This window comes from Cylindrospermum stagnale PCC 7417, from assembly GCF_000317535.1.
Taxonomy (GTDB): Bacteria; Cyanobacteriota; Cyanobacteriia; order Cyanobacteriales; family Nostocaceae; genus Cylindrospermum; species Cylindrospermum stagnale.
Map to the genome: position 1 here is coordinate 4654288 of NC_019757.1, position 16330 is coordinate 4670617.

Sequence of the window (16330 nt, forward strand, 5' to 3'; positions counted from 1 at the left end):
TCTAATCTTTTTCATCTGGACCTTTGAAATTTTCACCTATATCAAAGCGATATTCTCCTTCCATTTTCGCACCACCACTGCTATTTCCATCCTTTCCCTTCCTCGGCAGAATTTCCAATTCGTCAAGTCTTCCTACAAAGGTATACCAGTTGCGGCGAGTTGATTGATCTGTATTGTAGCCCGTACCATTCCAATGGCTCATTACAGATGGACTATGTTCAATTGTTACATCTGACTTAGATACAATCTTACCGCTTTTTGGTTCTTTCCAATTGTCTTTATCTACTTGATACTTAGTAAGCAACTCGTCTTTTTTCTTTATTGCTTCTTGATTATAAGGCTTATTAGAACCATAAAATCGCTTACGTATTTTGTCCTTACTACGATATTCTTCTTTAAGCATTCCATTTTTAATATACCTTGTCTCTCGCATCAAGTCTCTTTTGGGTGTCTCTCCTTCAGGATTAATTACACCCTTAACGTGGACAGTTTCATTCTTACTACTCTCCTTATCAACAATAAGTTCAAGAGACGTTATTTTATGTTTAATCTTAATAGCTGGTAGGTGTTTTTTAACTTCATTTGAAGATAATTCTTTCTCTTTTAAAAGGGTGTCAGCTTCAGCTAAAGCTTTATTAAGGTCTGCTTTCTTTTCTTTCTCAGTCCGTTCATCAGGTTTACCTTCCTTACCCTTCTTACCCTTAAATAACTTCTTCGCCTTTTGCAGCAACTTCTCGATCGCCTGATCAATCCGCAAACGTATCTTCTCAACAATGCCCTGCACCTTCTTCGCCAAATTTCCCACACCCAACAACGAAGCCAAGAAACCAATTACCACAGGTAGGGATTTAGCCAGGGCATCTTCCACCAACTTAGCAGCACCACCAACAGCACCAGAAGCGATCGCACTTACAGCATCAATAATCGCATTCACCAAATCCATAATTTGGCTACCACTATTGATGAAAAACATCACTATATCGTAAATTGCCATCGCCGCCTTCACAAACGCCGAAGCTGGATTTAATAACCCGATAATCCATTTCACCCCAGCGGTAATTACCTGAGTAATCACCATCTCCTTAATCTGTTCAATTACCGTCTCTTTCAGGTCGCCGAAATCTTCCTGAACGTGTTCCCACATTCCCTTAAAATCGCCACTCATCAACATCGGGAAGATTTCCGACTCTTTTTCCATTCCCGCCACCACAGGCTCACCAAACAGCTTCACCCCTTTACCGCGAATGTAGTTCCAACTCAGTCCCAACACCTGAGTTACTAAACTAAAAATTCCTGGTAAGCTGAAGATATCTTCTGGTAACTGGATACCCATAGCACCGCAAGCACCCGTCAACCAGCCGATTAAACCTGTTTGCAGATGTGTCTCAATTTTCCCCGTGAAGTTTTCAAAACCTTGTCTCAGCCCAGTCACCAGATTGCCTAAAAAGCCAATGGGATCTTTGATAATTGAGCCGACAGCACTAGCTGCTTTAGCCAACACCCCCATCAGCATATCTTTGAGTTTTTTAATACTCTCAATAGCTCCAGCCATCGCATCAAAGGCTTTAGCAAACCAAGGCTGATTTGATGCCTTCATCTCCTGAAGTTGGGCATCAAGTTGCTGGAGATTTTCACTATATTGTTGAGCCAGCTTATCAACTAATTCAGTTTCTTTATGTTTAACACTCTGCTCTAATTCATCAAACTTACTTTGAATATTTTGTGCCGCTTCAGCCCCCACTTTCTGGAGTGCTTCTGGCAAACCTTTGACATAATCCTGAATTTTCTGTCTGCCTTGATTAATTTTTTCTTTAGCTGTCTTTAGTTGTTCGGCAACATAGTTAGAAATATCAGTTAGAGATTTATCTATTTCTCCTAGATACAAATCTCTTCCTTTCGTAAAAAAGGCTGTAACTTCAGATGGCACACCTAGCAGTTTGTCTTTTAACCAACGTCCTGCACCCCAAATCCCGTCATACCGCTTCTTGTACTCGGACATGGAAGGAGCAACATACTCCTCAAATTTTTTCTTAGCCGTATCTGCACCTGTCTTAAATTTGGTTGTTACCTCTGTGTCTAAACCCTTGAGAACACCTTCAACATCTGACTTAGTTTGCTGATAAATGCCATCAATATCGGTAGCAACTTTAGTCCGTGCTTGCTCATCCTTACTCTTGGTTTCATCTTGATGACCAGTTACTTGAGCTAATAACTGCTCCCGTTGACCATGCATTCCCTCTAACTGAGTTTGGCTGGTGGTCTGTGCCTCAGTTTGTGCTTGGTTTAAAGTTGCTTGTTCCTGTTGACGGTAGACTTGAGGCGCTTCCACAGCCTTGGTTTGAGCCTCTTTCTTAGCGCCTACAGCTTTGACAAACTGGGGTTCATTGGAATTTGCCAGTTGTTCTTCCGTCACCTCAGCCTCAGCCATTTGCTGGTCGAGTTTTTGGCTCTCTGCTATCAGTGGTGCAGATACCTCAGCTTCTGACTTGGGTTTAGGTGTGGCTTTAGCTGCACCAATATCAGGCGGTTTGGCTCCTGCTTCCGGCTTCTCTAGTGGTTTGACTTCTTTGGGTTTAATCCCACTGCTGTCAGGTGCTTCTTTCGCTTTCTCGGCAACCGGGCCAGTCGCTTGCTCTGTTGCATCTTTAGCATTGCTCGATAGGTTTCCCCCCACAGAGTCCAGCAGATTATTATCCTTAAATTTGTCAGCATCTTCCAGAGTTCTTGGTGCAGCCGCATCCACCTTATCCATCACTTTTTTCTTGAAGGCTTCGGCGCTGAATTCTCCAGGCGGCTGCTGGTTCATCTCCTGAACTTGCTTGTCTTGGGCCTTGCTCTCTACTTCATTGCTGGGTGGTTGAGCCGCATCTTGGGCTTCTTGCGATTCTGCCTGAGCCGGATCATGTTTTTTCTTTTCCTCCGTTACTCCCTTGGCATTATTCACTACTGCTTGAAATTCTGGATCTTGTTGAGGGGAAGCAGCAGTTTTTGCTCCACCTGTAGCTGTCGTAGCACCACCGCTAGATTTTCCTGTAGATGGGGCTTTGGCACTACCTGTTGCACCGTGAATCTGTGCTTGAGGCACAACTGCCGCACCGTTACTAGCTTGGACTGTAGCTGACGCAACGTCACTATCTGCTCCACCGTCACTATCTGCTTGGGGCGCAACTGCCGCACCGTTACTAGCTTGGACTGTAGCTGCCGCACCGTAGTCACTGTCTGCTCCACCGTCACTATCTGCTTGGGGCGCAACTGCCGCACCGTCACTATCCTGATTCTTTGCTGGTTGCTCTTTCCCTGGTTCAACATCAGCTATCGGGAGTTCTTGTTTCAGCTGTTGTTGATCTTGCTTAATTGGTTCTTGGCGATTTTGCTTTGTTGATTCCTGAGAATTCTGCTTCTTGGACTGGATAATTGATTGCGGTTCAGAAGATGAGGTGAGAAGCGCTTTTGTCTGTATCTTATTGTTCTTGAATGCTTGGTTAGGGGCTGATTTAGGCTGAACAGCACCTGTCTGCTGCACTACATGGGTTAACTCGTGAGCCAATAACCGCTTACCATCATCTGCACCGGGGTTATACTTCCCTGCCCCGAAGTAAACATCTTGACCATGAGTAAACGCTTGCGCCCCCAATTCCTTGTTCATCTCAACAGATGAACTATCTGTATGCACGCGCACAGAGCTAAAATCATTGCCAAAACGGGGTTCCATGAAAGAGCGTGTCTGTTCATCTAAGGGATTACCAGAACCTTGTTGACTCGCTAAACGGCTTTCTAAGCTGGAACTTCCTTGATTTGGATTGCTTTGACTCTGAATATTGCCTTCTGTCTTTTGGACAAAGCCCTGAATTAATGGGTTAGTCGATGTTATCGGCTTTGTCTGAGTGCGGTTTTGATTGAACTCCATCTGACGCTTAATCAGTGGGTGGATGGATGTTGTCGGCTGTCTCTGAATGCGGTTTAAGTCAATCTGACGCTGGACTAATGGGTGGATGCTTCGGGCTAAAGGTTGTTGCTGAATCGAGTTGAGTGGTTCTTCCGAATGGCGCCCGATTGTTTGGGAGCTAGCAGTTGGTGTGTCCATTGACATCACCCGTTCTGCCATTGAGTCTGCCTCTTGCTCGTATTTATCCCCTGGTGCGCCTATGGTGAGTTTGGAGGAGAGGAGTGAGTTTTCCGAATCGCATAGAGAGCAAGCCCGTTGAATATTTCCCCCATTCGGCGAGTTGGCATCATCATCCCCTGACTCTCCTGACGCACTCATCCGCTGAATTTCAACAGCTTCATTCGATACTTCTTCGGCTTTCTCGAATGGCCCCAAGGTTGAATTTTGGGCTGGGGATAAATCCGTGTTTACTTTGGGCTGGATAGCAATAGGGTTTGATGGGACTGCCTTTTGCCCAAACATATCCCCCTGTTGAGGAATGTTCAGCTTCATCTGAACTTTTGGTTCCCGTGGTGGGGACGGGCGGGGTGTCCATTTTGAGCTATCTATCAAGGCACTTTTATACTGCTGTACCTCGTCCTTTTGAGTCTGTTCTTCTGGCGTTTGGTCTTGTTGGGGCTTTGCTTCCTCCGTTTTGGGCTGAACGACAAAGCGACGCGGTGCGAACTGACTCTTTGCTGGTTTGTCAGAGGAATTTGAAGAATTTTTGGAAGTTCTGTGTTGTCTACTATACATTTCTCAATCCTTTAAGTAAAAGCTGATTCAGGCTGGATACCAAAAGAGTGTGGTTTGATTTGACTCTCTAGACTCTTTTTAGGAAGCGGGATTTCTGGAATTGTTTTTTTGCACCCTTTCGTAGACCATATCTTGCCCGGCTTTTTACCTAAAGGTAGGAAATACAGCAGATTGCAACTTGGTGAGGTACAGATTATCGTAGGGGCACAACATTGTTGTGCCCCTACCCGCGTACCTCATTTACCTGAAAAATGCTGTATATTTGTCATCTCCTCAGTATATTCCTTATTTATTTTGTTGTATTTTTCTCTGGCGAAAATTAAAAAAGCTTGACATTTAAACTAAGTACATCAACATATAACTTTTATAAAAAAAACCACCCCAGTGGGTGGCTTCCCAGTGCGGTGGAGAATTTAACCGTGATTATGTGTCACGGGTGCATTGAGATTGTGAGTGCGGTTGGATGGATGATAGGGTGAAGTGTGAAAATCACTTCCTCAGTTATATGTCCCTGCTAAAATTCTCACAGCAAGTTCTGCTAAATATCATTTTCGTAATATTCCTAACCATTTTAATTCCTGCGGCTACTTGGGCTGCTTCTTTGGGAGAAGGTCATCTTGCTCCTTGTCCTGCTTCTCCAAACTGTGTTGTGAGTGAAAATGCTGATGCCAAACACGCTATTGACCCGATTACCTATCATGTAGACCGTGATACAGCTAGAAAAATTTTACTCAAAGTCCTGACGGTTGTGCCTCGTACAGAAGTTGTAGAACAGACAGATAATTACATCCATGCTCTTTCTAAAAGCCGCATCTTTAAATTTGTTGATGACGTAGAGTTTTATTTCCCTGCCGATGAGTCTGTAATTCATATTCGCTCGGCATCTCGCGTGGGAGAGTCGGATCTTGGTGTCAACCGCCGACGAAGCGAACAAATTCGTTTGGCTCTGCGCGACTTAAATATCTGAGTTTTACACAAGATCAATGAGTAAAAAAACACAGGCAAACTTTGCCTGTGTAGTTCTGCTTTTATTCGTCTTTTTGGCTAACTGGATTAACTTTCCTCTGACTTAGATGCATCAGATGACTCTGAATCTTTTTTCTCTTTCTTATCTGCTGGTGAATCAGTTGTTTGTTGTACTAACTGGAGGTGAATATTATTCACTTGCGTGATAAAGTGTTCTATTGCTTGACTTGCCTTTTGTTGCTGTTCGGTTTCGTCAGTCACATCATAGCAACGATAAAGGGGAGTTACGCCCAAAATAAATTTTTCTTGTTCAGCTTCTAACAATTCAACGGCTGTGTTGGCAGCAAGAGAATTCTTCTGAAACGGGAAAGAGGTAACGATACTGGCGACTATCGAAGCAGCAGCGGGACAAATAACAGGGAGCCACTTGAGCCAAGCTTGTCCTGCTTCCAATTTGTCTACCAAAACTAATATTGGTGTGACTCCAGATAAAATAACGGTGGAAATTTGCAAGCCATAGTAAAGGTTTCTGGATAAATTCCGCACCTTTCTATAATCGTCAATTAAATCTTGGGAGTACTGTAAAGCTTTTTGTCTGGCGGGAATGATTGTATTTTGTTCTAACAAGGAGTTATTGTTGCTCAATAGATAAGTATAGAGTTCAGCTTTTTTAGTGAGTTCAGACCGATTAAAGGCATTTTGAGAATTCTGAAACAATTGTCTATTGAAAAGAAACAAAAAAATCAAAACAGTTAGAGAAACTGCCCCAGCGATTACATAATCTTGATTGTCTGAAAAGACATAAATTATAATGCTGGCACTGACAAAAGCAGCTGCCAATAAATACTCAATAAACTTCAAGGTATACAACATGTTTTGATCTGATGAATTGGATAAATTTTCAGATGTATAGGAAATGTCTCTCTGGTTTACCTGCTCAAAATTAGCCGTTTCAGAAGTAGTCATTGCCTCACACTCAATTTGCAAACGGGAAAAATGCTCATCGCAGCAATTTCTAATACCGATTATCCATAAGTTGGCACGTTAGTGTTACCCTAAAACCCTGATTAAGAGCGCTGGGGTCTGATTTGTGGCAAAATCATGGTGAATTGGTTTTAGATATCAATACCATATATTACATTAGAGCAAGATTAAATAATAAGTATGTTTAATTAAAAAAAAATGCTGGAATCAGTATTCCAGCATTGGTAAAGTTGTGGATTACACACAGTTAAATTACCCTACAGATTCAAGCTTCATGACTTCGCGCTGATACTCGACGGCATTTGGCAGCACCGCTGTAACCTTTACGTCTGTTGATTCCAGCGGACTCTTGATTAAAGATTACACCGCTACCCTCTAGCAGTACCTTAAAACGGTAACACCTGCATATTGTCCATTTGACCGCTGAAGTACTCATAGACTAAGGGTTTAAAACAAAAGCGTTCATTTTCATCGATCAGAATTAGCGATCTGTACCAAAGCAGCAGCGCTGAGTTCAAGGCACACGCGATCGCGGTTAATCTTGATGGCTGAGGTGTAAAGCTGTAAATAACCCAGTAAAGCCACCACCGATAATCACGGTTTGAGAAATTGGATTGCTCATAAATTCCAAATTTTAAGCTGTCAGAAAAAACACAATTAAGATGATGCTGAGGGAAATAGCAAACACCAACGCATATTCAAATCTGCGGCTGAAAAATCCGATAACAGCAATCAAGCCGGCAAAAAGGATAGCAATACCAACATACTGTTCCCGTTGCCAACCCTTAGCAATTAATGAATCATTGGAAACAGCCCCATTTGCAGGAACTTCTTGAATCGTCCTAGGTGTTGGCGAACGCTTCGGCAATGGGAATTCTTCAGTAGGTAAACTCATAAGCAAATACCTCTTATCTATCTACAAATTATGAATATAAACAATCACCAATGCAGAAAAATTATGATTTGTGTTATCTGTGGTTTAATTAATCTTGCCATTCTTTCTCTTTATCCTTAGCGCTAGCAATACCTGTGCTTGAGCTATCTGGCATACATTACCTACTTTTTTTAATTTTTGAGAACTACCTGATGAAAGTAAGAACTTATGAAATAGGGGATACCCAAGAAATTATCAAGTTGTTTTACAACACTGTTCATGGTGTAAACATTCGTGATTATACAAAAGAACAAGTAGATGCTTGGGCACCAGCAAATATAGATATTGAAGTTTGGATGAGAAGTTTAAGCAGTAATTTTACTTATGTGGCAGAGAAAGACGGCAAGATTATTGGTTTTGGTAATCTAGAGGATAATGGACATATTGATCGCTTCTTTTGTCATCAAGATTTTCAAAGGCGAGGTGTTGGCACACAACTCCTTGCAAATATTGAGTCAAAGGCAAGGGATTTAGGAATTAAGCAGTTGTTTACAGAAGCAAGCATTACAGCTAAACCTTTTTTTGCTAGTAAAAAATTTATTGTTGTGAAAAAGCAAGAAGTTGAACTTAGGGGGCAAAAATTTATCAATTTTGTGATGGAAAAATTCATTTTCTAGCCTCTGAATGGTATTGATTGAAAATTGCAAATTGGGCTGGTACAGCAAGGGATTTTCCTATTTCTTGAATAAGAAAAACACCATTGCATCACAAAATACACGATGAGCGAATGCATGGAGTCAGAATACTGTAGATTCTGGTTATTCAGTGGCAAACCAGGTATCTAGAGAATCAGGGATTTTTGATGTTTTAGTCTATATTTTGATAATTCTGTTATGCATTTGCACATAAGCACAATCAGATTTATCTGGATTTATCTATATTTGTTTGCATCTATCTGTATTTATCTGTGGTTTCATTTTTCTAAAATTGACCTTTTTTGAATTCAAAATGCAAAATTATGTTAGGAAGAGGAGAATGGAAATAATTTTGAATTAATTAATTCTGGGTACAGACTCCCACTGATTCTTAGAATCAGTGGTGGGTTGAAAGCTACCACTGATTATCTTTAATGAGAGAATTTTGAATTTTGAATTCCCCGAAGGGGCTGACTTATGCAAGAGGTTGAATGAATGCAAATATCTGTATACCCTGAGAAGGAAGGGCTAGTTATTCCATTAGAAAGAAGCATTTGTTACTCCGACTCTCTAAAGTAAACCCAAGAGGAGTGTAATAACTCTCTGAACAATCTAAATCTAGCTTAAATTCATAACTTCTTCGGGTTTGAGACGATATCGCTAGTAGTAAATGGCAAACTAGCACCGCTTTCTCGGAATTGAAAATTAAAAATTAAAAAAATAGATGACACAAGCTTTTTGGTAGATTTTTAATGGTCGGTTGACTTACGCCGTAGTGTACTATTACAGGCTGGCGGAAATAAAGCTACGATTTTAAATCGCTGAAAGCCTTACGGTACAAGCTTTTTAATTTTTAATTTCTTTTAATTCTTGATGCTGTCCTTCCGGTCAGACTTTGCAGACATCTTTGAGGTGAGGTCAAAACGCTTCTCTTAGAGACGCTGTGCTGTCTTCGATACAGACAAGACAAGGAGGAATTGAGGAATGAGCGAATTCGTCTCACCCTAATCCCCAATCTCCATGATTTTCATATAGGAAAATAACCATGACCACACAGGAGCAACTACACCAATGGCATGAACTGGCACAACAGTTACGTGTTAATAGTATTCGCGCTACAACCACCGCCGGGTCGGGCCATCCTACCTCGTCCATGTCCCCTGCCGATTTGATGGCGGTTTTACTCGCCAAATATTTGCGCTACGACTTCAATAATCCAGATAATCCCCATAACGATCGCTTCATTCTCTCTAAAGGACATGCTGCACCGGTTCTCTATGCTATGTATAAAGCTGCGGGGATGATTTCTGACCAGGAGTTGCTATCACTGCGGCAATATGGCAGCCGCCTAGAAGGTCATCCCACGCCCGTTTTACCTTGGGTTGATGTAGCAACTGGCTCTTTGGGACAAGGATTGCCCATTGGTGTGGGGGTAGCTTTGGCAGGTAAGTATTTAGATCAACTTTCCTATAATATCTGGGTGCTACTGGGTGATAGTGAAACCACCGAAGGGTCGGTTTGGGAGGCGTTTGATCATGCCGCACACTATAACTTAGATAATTTGATCGCCATTATTGATGTTAATCGCCTCGGTCAGCGGGGTCAAACTGAATTGGGCTGGAACACACAAGTTTATGCTAACCGTGCTAGAGCTTTTGGCTGGCAAGCGATTGAGATTGATGGTCACAATTTGGTCGAGATTGATCAGGCTTATAGTGCTGCTTTAGCTGTTAACGATCGCCCGACGGTAATTATCGCCCGGACGAAGAAAGGTAAAGGTGTGGAGGCTTTGGAAGATATCGGTGGTTGGCATGGCAAAGCACTTAAAAGAGATCAAGAGGTTTTAGCGATCGCCGAATTAGGCGGTGAGCGTAATTTTACTATCCAAGTAGATAGACCGGAAGAACAAGAGCAACAGGCGAGTCTCGGTAATCCTCAACCCCTAGAACTTCCCACATACCACAAAGGTGCAAAGGTAGCGACACGCCGCGCTTACGGTGACGTCATCACAGCATTAGGGGCCGCTCGACCCGATATGGTTGTCCTCGATGCTGAGGTGAGTAATTCCACTTATGCCGAAGATTTTGCCGAAGCTTATCCTGAGCGCTACTTTGAAATGTACATTGCCGAACAGCAAATGGTAGCAGCTGCTGTCGGCTTGCAGGTGCGACATTACAAACCTTTCGCCTCCACCTTCGCCGCTTTCTTAACTCGTGCTTATGACTTTGTGCGGATGGCAGCCATATCTCGTGCCAACATTAAATTAGTCGGTTCCCATGCTGGCGTCTCGATTGGTCAGGATGGCCCTTCGCAGATGGGGCTGGAAGATTTAGCAGCCTTGCGGGCGGTGTGGAATAGTACCGTACTTTATCCCTGTGATGCTAATCAGACGGCGAAATTAGTCGGATTGATGTGCGATCGCGATGGCGTTGTCTACCTCCGCACCACTAGGGAAAGCACAAATGTGATCTATGACGCCGATGAACAATTTCCCATTGGTAGCAGCAAAGTTATCCGCAGTTCCCAGAGAGACCAAGCCACAGTGATTGCTGCGGGTATTACCTTGCATGAAGCTTTAAAAGCAAGCGATCGCTTAAATAACGAAGGTATCGCCGTGCGTGTCATTGACGCCTACTCTGTCAAACCGATTGATGTCCAGACACTACATCAAGCCGCACGGGATACCAACGGTAATTTAGTAGTCGTCGAAGACCATTGGATCGAAGGTGGATTAGGCGCAGCTGTGCTGGATGCCTTTGCTGGTAATATCAGTTCTCCCGCCTACCACGGCCCGCAGCTGCGATTAATTAAACTAGCAGTACACGATATGCCCACTTCCGGCACCCCAGAAGAACTGCTCCATGCTGCTAAGATTGACGCCGATGCGATTGTAGAAGCGGTGAAATCCCAAATCAGACAGCTAGTGGGAGCATCAACCTCATAAGACGGAGAGTGTCGGCTAATTTGGGCTGAATTGCGGCATTTTTTGGAAAATGAGGTCGATCACATTGCCCCGGATTTATCACTAATTCTCAAATACTTCTGCCTACAGCAGTGAGAGCAAGCGTCTCGATAGTTATCATCTCAAACCTCAGGGAAAAGACGCAATTTTTCTCTGAGGTTTCTGCTTTATCAAGCCAAATTTATTTAGACTAGAACTAGAATTTTTTTCGATATCATCTTACCTGAGTATGATTTATTTTTGTAAAAATAAAAGTTGATATATAACTTGAGAAATATATAAATCGGTAATTTAATTAGTTCATATTTCCTGGTATTTACCTGATAAAGTATGTTCCCTAGACTATACTGTCTCTCACTTTAGTTCAGTCGTCAGCCAGAGGGCAACAAGCCAAATAAATATTACGCTAGTGAATAAGATATTCTCAACAACTTAAAACCTATGTCTCTTCATAAGCTCGAAGAATTTGACCCTAACTACCGGGAAACATTTGGCGGTGACGACGTTAAGGGTTTAGAAGTATACAATCAGGGAGAGCAGAGCATCGGCACAGTTACCGACGCTGTAGTTGACCAAAACGGGCGTTTTCGATATTTAGTAATTAACGCGAATGTAGATAATGTTAGTAAAACAATATTGCTACCAATTGGTCTGACTCGCATCAATTACCCTGCCAAGCGTGTCTATATTAATGAACTGAGCAGACAGCAGATAGAAAATTTGCCTGAGTACCAAGACAACACAATCCTTGATGACAATTACGAAGAAAAGGTACGCCATGCCTTTCGTTCACCCACGAGTGATATAACTTTTGATCGCGAAACCTACACTTACCAGCAAGAACCAGCCTTATATGATTTGAATGAACAATATCATCAAACTCTCCGATTGTATGAAGAACGATTAATTGCCAGCAAGCACCGCGTTAAAACCGGAGAAGTTGCAGTTGGTAAGCACATTGAAACGGAAGTTGCACGGGTGGGAATACCTATTCAAAAAGAACGTGTTGTCATTGAGCGAGTTCCGGCTACAGCCACAGGCACATTTGTCGATCCTAAAGAACTTAAGTTTCAAGAAGGGGAAGTAGCACGCATAGAAGTGTATGAAGAAACGCCAGATATTCATAAAGAAGCGTTTGTCCGCGAAGAAGTCCGAGTCAGGAAAGTCATAGATCGAGACATGGTAGAAGCACAAGATACCATTCGTCGAGAAGAGTTAGATGTGAATACTGCGGGCGATATTCATTTTAATGAAACTGATGTGAGAAGAAATGAAGCTATTTAAGTAGATGTCAAAGAAATTGGTTGAGGATCTAGTACAGGCAGGGTTTATTTTTATCCCTGTCTGTACTATTGCTATAAGTAATCATCAGTAAGAAGGCATAAATAAAAATAACTGTGTAAAGAAATTTGAAAGAGTCTAAAACCCTATTACCTATTGTCTAATCCCAAAGACAAATATTTACTCCTACCTACTTACTTCGCTAGACATACTGTAATAAACTTCAGTGAGGAAAATTAATTGTAGGTTGGTTTTACCTCGCGCTTTACCCAACAAAATCTTGGTAATCTTGGGTGGTGTAGCTTAACTTAAACTACGCAGGTTTATGTATTAGACTCTAACTAAAATTTATTGAGCCACACCGGATATTTTTTATATACTGTGAATCTAAAATACCTCTAACTTTTGATTATTAGTTATTTCCGTCGAGAGAAAGATGGAGAGCCGTCAATAACTGTTTAATCTAGTAAATAGGAGATAAAAGGGAAGTTTCAAGGGAAAATATCATGGTTCTTTACAAACTGGAAGATTTTGATCCCAAGTACCGGGATAGTTTTGAAGGCAAAGATATTAAGGGACTTAGCGTTTATACAGAAAGAACTGATGAAAAAATAGGCACAGTTACTGATGTTTTAGTTGATGACGATGGTCATTTTCGCTATCTGGTCGTTGATTTAGGCTTCTGGATTTTTGGTAAGAAAGTATTGTTACCAATTGGTCGTACCCGCGTTGATTATCAGGCTGACCGCGTTTACGCCATTGGCTTGACAAGGGAGCAAGCGGAAAATTTACCTGAGTTTAATGAACGCCTAACGCTCGATCATGACTATGAGGAACGAGTGCGCGGGGTATACCGCAGCCCTCAATATCAAACCCGACCCGTGGAAACATCAGCACCTTTGGAAACACCAACACCCCTAGATGCATCAGCAGCAGGAGGTGCAACTTATCAGCCGACGACTACGCCGATTTACGATCGCGATCGCTATAGCTACGAACATGAGCCTTCTTTGTATGGGTTAAATGAGCAAGATCATCAAACTCTGAGACTGTATGAAGAACGGTTAATTGCCAATAAACGACGCCAGAAAACTGGAGAAGTCGCGATCGGTAAGCACGTTGAAACTGAAACTGCACGAATTGCCATACCAGTAGAAACAGAACGAGTCGTGATTGAGCGCGTAACTCCAGCAGACGCTGGGACTGTCGTTTCTTCTCGCGAAGCTGATTTCCGTGAAGGTGAAGTGGCTCGTGTGGAAGTCCACGAAGAAACTCCGGAAATTCGCAAAGAAGCTTTTCTGCGTGAAGAAGTCAGAGTCAGAAAAGTTGTAGATCAAGAGACAGTTGAGACTCAAGAAACCGTGCGTCGCGAAGAGTTAGATGTGAATACTTCTGGCCTTCCAGTTGAGGAACGGTAACTCAGATAGTGATGGCCCATTTGTCCAAATCCCTGATGATATTGGCTTTAGACAACAGACCCCTGGCAAAAGCTCAATTGGCTGATACACGCACATAAACACACCCTAATTTATCTGCATAAATCTCGTGGTTTATCTGTGGTTTCATTTTCCAAAAGTGGAATGAACTTTAGTACCAGGACTTTAATATAGTGCAGGTGGGGTTTCTAGATGAGCCTTACCTGCAATTGAAATCAACCAATAAGATCAATAGATTTCATCTAGATAGGCAGAAATGGGCATAAATCACTTTATAGATACTGCATATGCATAGCCAGCAGATAGCAAACAAAATTGGAGCGGCAAACCAGAGAATTCGTATTAGTACATTGCTGGAGAATTTGAAAAGCAAAGTGAGAAACTTTGCTGTAATTGATAAGCAAAACCAGCTAGTAGGCGAGGTGCAGGATTTAATTGTGGATGCTAATCGCCAGCTAAATTTAGTGATATCTAAACAGGTGAATCAACAAGTTGTCGATAAACATCGGTTATTCCGCTTGCGGAGCCAGAGGATCAAAAAAATTGACAGCCGAAAGCAATCTGTTTTTATAGACATAGAAAAATCAGAAATAGAGTATATGCCTGAATATTTAGAAACAGCAACACCAGGCGGCCAGAAATTCTCAGTAAGTCCAACTGAGCAAGCTAGTCAAACGGCAAATATGCCAATTGAATCAGCAAGTGAGGAAGAAAAAATTATTCCTTTACTAGAAGAGCGTCTAGTTGTTGGCAGTAATAAGCAGAAAGTTGGGGAGGTGATTGTTCGCAAACAAATTGAAACCCGGATGATACAAGTTCCTGTCCGGCGTGAGAAATTGATTGTGGAACAAGTCAGCCCAGAACATCATCAACTTGTAGAAATTGATTTAGGTCAAGGGGAAATTCCTGGTATTGATTTGATTGAAGGGGAAGGCTGGGAAGTTGCCAGTTATGACGGTCTTTTAACAGTAAGTGGCGAATTTAGCTCACCTAAAATTGCTAGTTTACTTTTGAATGCGATCGCTCTAGAGCGTAATCATGGATGTAAGCAGGTGAGAGTTACAATTCATGTTGAAGATGAGTCAGACCAGCAAAAATATCAAGAGTGGTTTAACCGCTGTTCTAAAGGTCAACAACTAAAGCCCCAAAAATAAGATTATAACAGCTAATTTATTTGTAGGTTGGACATTGCCCAGCCTACTTTTTTATGCTGATTTCGACAGTTTTTAATTAACTTGGGTTAACTTCTGGCGTATATCTTTTGCGAGTAGCGATCGCTAAAAACAATACTCCAAAAGTCAGCAATCCCGCTAAATATAAGGGATAGCCGTAGGTCTGAGGATTTGATTGACTAACAATCATTCCCGCAATCACAGGCCCAATCCCATTGGAAATACTTAAATAAGATGCATTCAAGCCCATTGCAGTTCCTTGGTCTTGGGGTTTAGCATTCAGAGAAACGAGCGTGCTAATCATCGGTTGCACCAGAGCATTAAACAGTGAAAATAATATGCTGACTGCCCAAAAATAAGTAATATTGGGCCAAATTGGCATTAACATAAATGACAGACTGCGGAAGAATATACCTAAAAATAATATATTCACCAGATTAAATTTTTGACTCAGAATTCCCACTCCCCAAGTCTGCATAACTACAGCAATGATGCCAAATGCTAGAAACAATAGTGTTAAGGACTGACTATTTTGATTTAAAACCTTAATATAGTATGGTTGGAATGCAAAAGTGAACATTGTAAAGGTTGTGCCCATAAAAAAGTTAAGAATAATCAGGATACCTACTTTTGGCATTACCAAACCTGTGATTAAGTTTTCCAAGCCTAAATCAAAGATATTTTTGGCTTTATCAGCCCTATTTTGCAGAGTTTCTGGTAAGTAGAAGATTGTAATTAACAATCCTAAAAGCGCAACTGCACCCGAAACTAAAAATGCAGTACCCAAAGAAATCTGCTGTGCCAGCAAACTTGTGACGGGCCCTAGTACGAAGCCTAAACCCATTGCTGCACCATAAGTCCCAAACCCCTGAGCGCGGTCTTTCGCATCGGTGATATCAGAAATAACCGCTTGAGCGACAGAAGCATTTCCACCGGTGATACCATCTAAGAATCGACCGAAAAAGAGAAAACTTGCCGTTGTCGCTGTTCCCGCTATCAAGTTAGCAACTACAGTCCCAGCTAAACTGATAATCAGTAAAGGCTTGCGTCCAAAGCGGTCGGAGAGTTTACCAATAACAGGAGTGGCGAAAAACTGAGCTATAGAGTACATGGAAAATAACAAACTGGTCTGGAAATCATTAAGACCAAATTCTTTGCCATAAAGATAGATAATGGGAATTAAAATTGTAAAACTGAGGGAATTAATAAAGGCAATTAAAGCGATAATCCAGAAGTTTCGATTCATCAGCGATATATAACCTAATGGTTATTAATTTGC

General features: G+C 41.9%; 11 protein-coding genes. 7 read left to right on the top strand and 4 right to left on the bottom strand.

From position 1 onward, the window contains the following. Nucleotide 1: 1 nt before the first annotated feature. A complete protein-coding gene (locus CYLST_RS32390; RefSeq protein WP_015209460.1) occupies nucleotides 2-4681 on the bottom strand; it encodes an eCIS core domain-containing protein in 4680 nt (1559 codons plus the stop codon). A gap of 505 nt (nucleotides 4682-5186) precedes the next feature. On the opposite strand from CYLST_RS32390, the gene CYLST_RS19535 reads away from it, so the two are divergent. Next, nucleotides 5187-5648 carry a DUF1499 domain-containing protein gene (locus CYLST_RS19535; protein WP_041233176.1) on the top strand — a complete coding sequence of 154 codons (462 nt, stop codon included), beginning with the start codon at nucleotides 5187-5189 and terminating at the stop codon, nucleotides 5646-5648. 86 nt (nucleotides 5649-5734) lie between these two features. On the opposite strand, the gene CYLST_RS19540 is transcribed toward CYLST_RS19535, so the two are convergent. Continuing rightward, complete coding sequence (locus tag CYLST_RS19540) at nucleotides 5735-6613, bottom strand: DUF4231 domain-containing protein (RefSeq protein ID WP_015209462.1); 879 nt, start codon at nucleotides 6611-6613, stop codon at nucleotides 5735-5737. 652 nt (nucleotides 6614-7265) lie between these two features. Further along, nucleotides 7266-7526 carry a hypothetical protein gene (locus tag CYLST_RS19545; protein ID WP_015209463.1) on the bottom strand — a complete coding sequence of 87 codons (261 nt, stop codon included), beginning with the start codon at nucleotides 7524-7526 and terminating at the stop codon, nucleotides 7266-7268. A 191-nt stretch (nucleotides 7527-7717) separates the two neighbouring features. Here CYLST_RS19545 and CYLST_RS19550 point away from each other — a divergent pair, with 191 nt between their 5' ends. The 6 genes from CYLST_RS19550 to CYLST_RS19570 all read left to right on the top strand — a co-directional run bounded on the left by CYLST_RS19550 (nucleotide 7718) and on the right by CYLST_RS19570 (nucleotide 15033). Then, nucleotides 7718-8182, top strand: coding sequence for a GNAT family N-acetyltransferase (locus CYLST_RS19550; protein ID WP_015209464.1), 465 nt, complete (start codon nucleotides 7718-7720; stop codon nucleotides 8180-8182). Between the two features lie 888 nt (nucleotides 8183-9070). Next, nucleotides 9071-9136, top strand: coding sequence for a hypothetical protein (locus CYLST_RS36825; protein ID WP_425389087.1), 66 nt, complete (start codon nucleotides 9071-9073; stop codon nucleotides 9134-9136). A 109-nt stretch (nucleotides 9137-9245) separates the two neighbouring features. Beyond that, nucleotides 9246-11144: a transketolase gene (locus tag CYLST_RS19555; RefSeq protein WP_015209465.1), complete on the top strand. Its 1899-nt coding sequence runs from the start codon at nucleotides 9246-9248 to the stop codon at nucleotides 11142-11144. A 459-nt stretch (nucleotides 11145-11603) separates the two neighbouring features. Next, nucleotides 11604-12446: a DUF2382 domain-containing protein gene (locus CYLST_RS19560; protein WP_015209466.1), complete on the top strand. Its 843-nt coding sequence runs from the start codon at nucleotides 11604-11606 to the stop codon at nucleotides 12444-12446. A gap of 503 nt (nucleotides 12447-12949) precedes the next feature. After that, entirely contained in the window at nucleotides 12950-13861 is a 912-nt protein-coding gene (locus CYLST_RS19565) for a DUF2382 domain-containing protein (RefSeq protein ID WP_015209467.1), read from the top strand. Between the two features lie 305 nt (nucleotides 13862-14166). After that, nucleotides 14167-15033, top strand: a complete 867-nt coding sequence (locus tag CYLST_RS19570) for a YsnF/AvaK domain-containing protein (protein ID WP_015209468.1) — start codon at nucleotides 14167-14169, stop codon at nucleotides 15031-15033. Nucleotides 15034-15109: 76 nt separating this feature from the next. Here the strand turns inward: CYLST_RS19570 and CYLST_RS19575 are convergent, their stop codons facing one another. Further along, entirely contained in the window at nucleotides 15110-16297 is a 1188-nt protein-coding gene (locus CYLST_RS19575; RefSeq protein WP_015209469.1) for an MFS transporter, read from the bottom strand. Nucleotides 16298-16330 lie beyond the last annotated feature (33 nt).

What these genes read in the sequence shown, in the direction of transcription:
- CYLST_RS32390 (WP_015209460.1), bottom strand. Translation starts at nt 4,681, where the DNA reads ATGTATAGTAGACAACACAGAACTTCCAAAAATTCTTCAAATTCCTCT.
- CYLST_RS19535 (WP_041233176.1), top strand. Translation starts at nt 5,187, where the DNA reads ATGTCCCTGCTAAAATTCTCACAGCAAGTTCTGCTAAATATCATTTTC.
- CYLST_RS19540 (WP_015209462.1), bottom strand. Translation starts at nt 6,613, where the DNA reads ATGACTACTTCTGAAACGGCTAATTTTGAGCAGGTAAACCAGAGAGAC.
- CYLST_RS19545 (WP_015209463.1), bottom strand. Translation starts at nt 7,526, where the DNA reads ATGAGTTTACCTACTGAAGAATTCCCATTGCCGAAGCGTTCGCCAACA.
- CYLST_RS19550 (WP_015209464.1), top strand. Translation starts at nt 7,718, where the DNA reads ATGAAAGTAAGAACTTATGAAATAGGGGATACCCAAGAAATTATCAAG.
- CYLST_RS19555 (WP_015209465.1), top strand. Translation starts at nt 9,246, where the DNA reads ATGACCACACAGGAGCAACTACACCAATGGCATGAACTGGCACAACAG.
- CYLST_RS19560 (WP_015209466.1), top strand. Translation starts at nt 11,604, where the DNA reads ATGTCTCTTCATAAGCTCGAAGAATTTGACCCTAACTACCGGGAAACA.
- CYLST_RS19565 (WP_015209467.1), top strand. Translation starts at nt 12,950, where the DNA reads ATGGTTCTTTACAAACTGGAAGATTTTGATCCCAAGTACCGGGATAGT.
- CYLST_RS19570 (WP_015209468.1), top strand. Translation starts at nt 14,167, where the DNA reads ATGCATAGCCAGCAGATAGCAAACAAAATTGGAGCGGCAAACCAGAGA.
- CYLST_RS19575 (WP_015209469.1), bottom strand. Translation starts at nt 16,297, where the DNA reads ATGAATCGAAACTTCTGGATTATCGCTTTAATTGCCTTTATTAATTCC.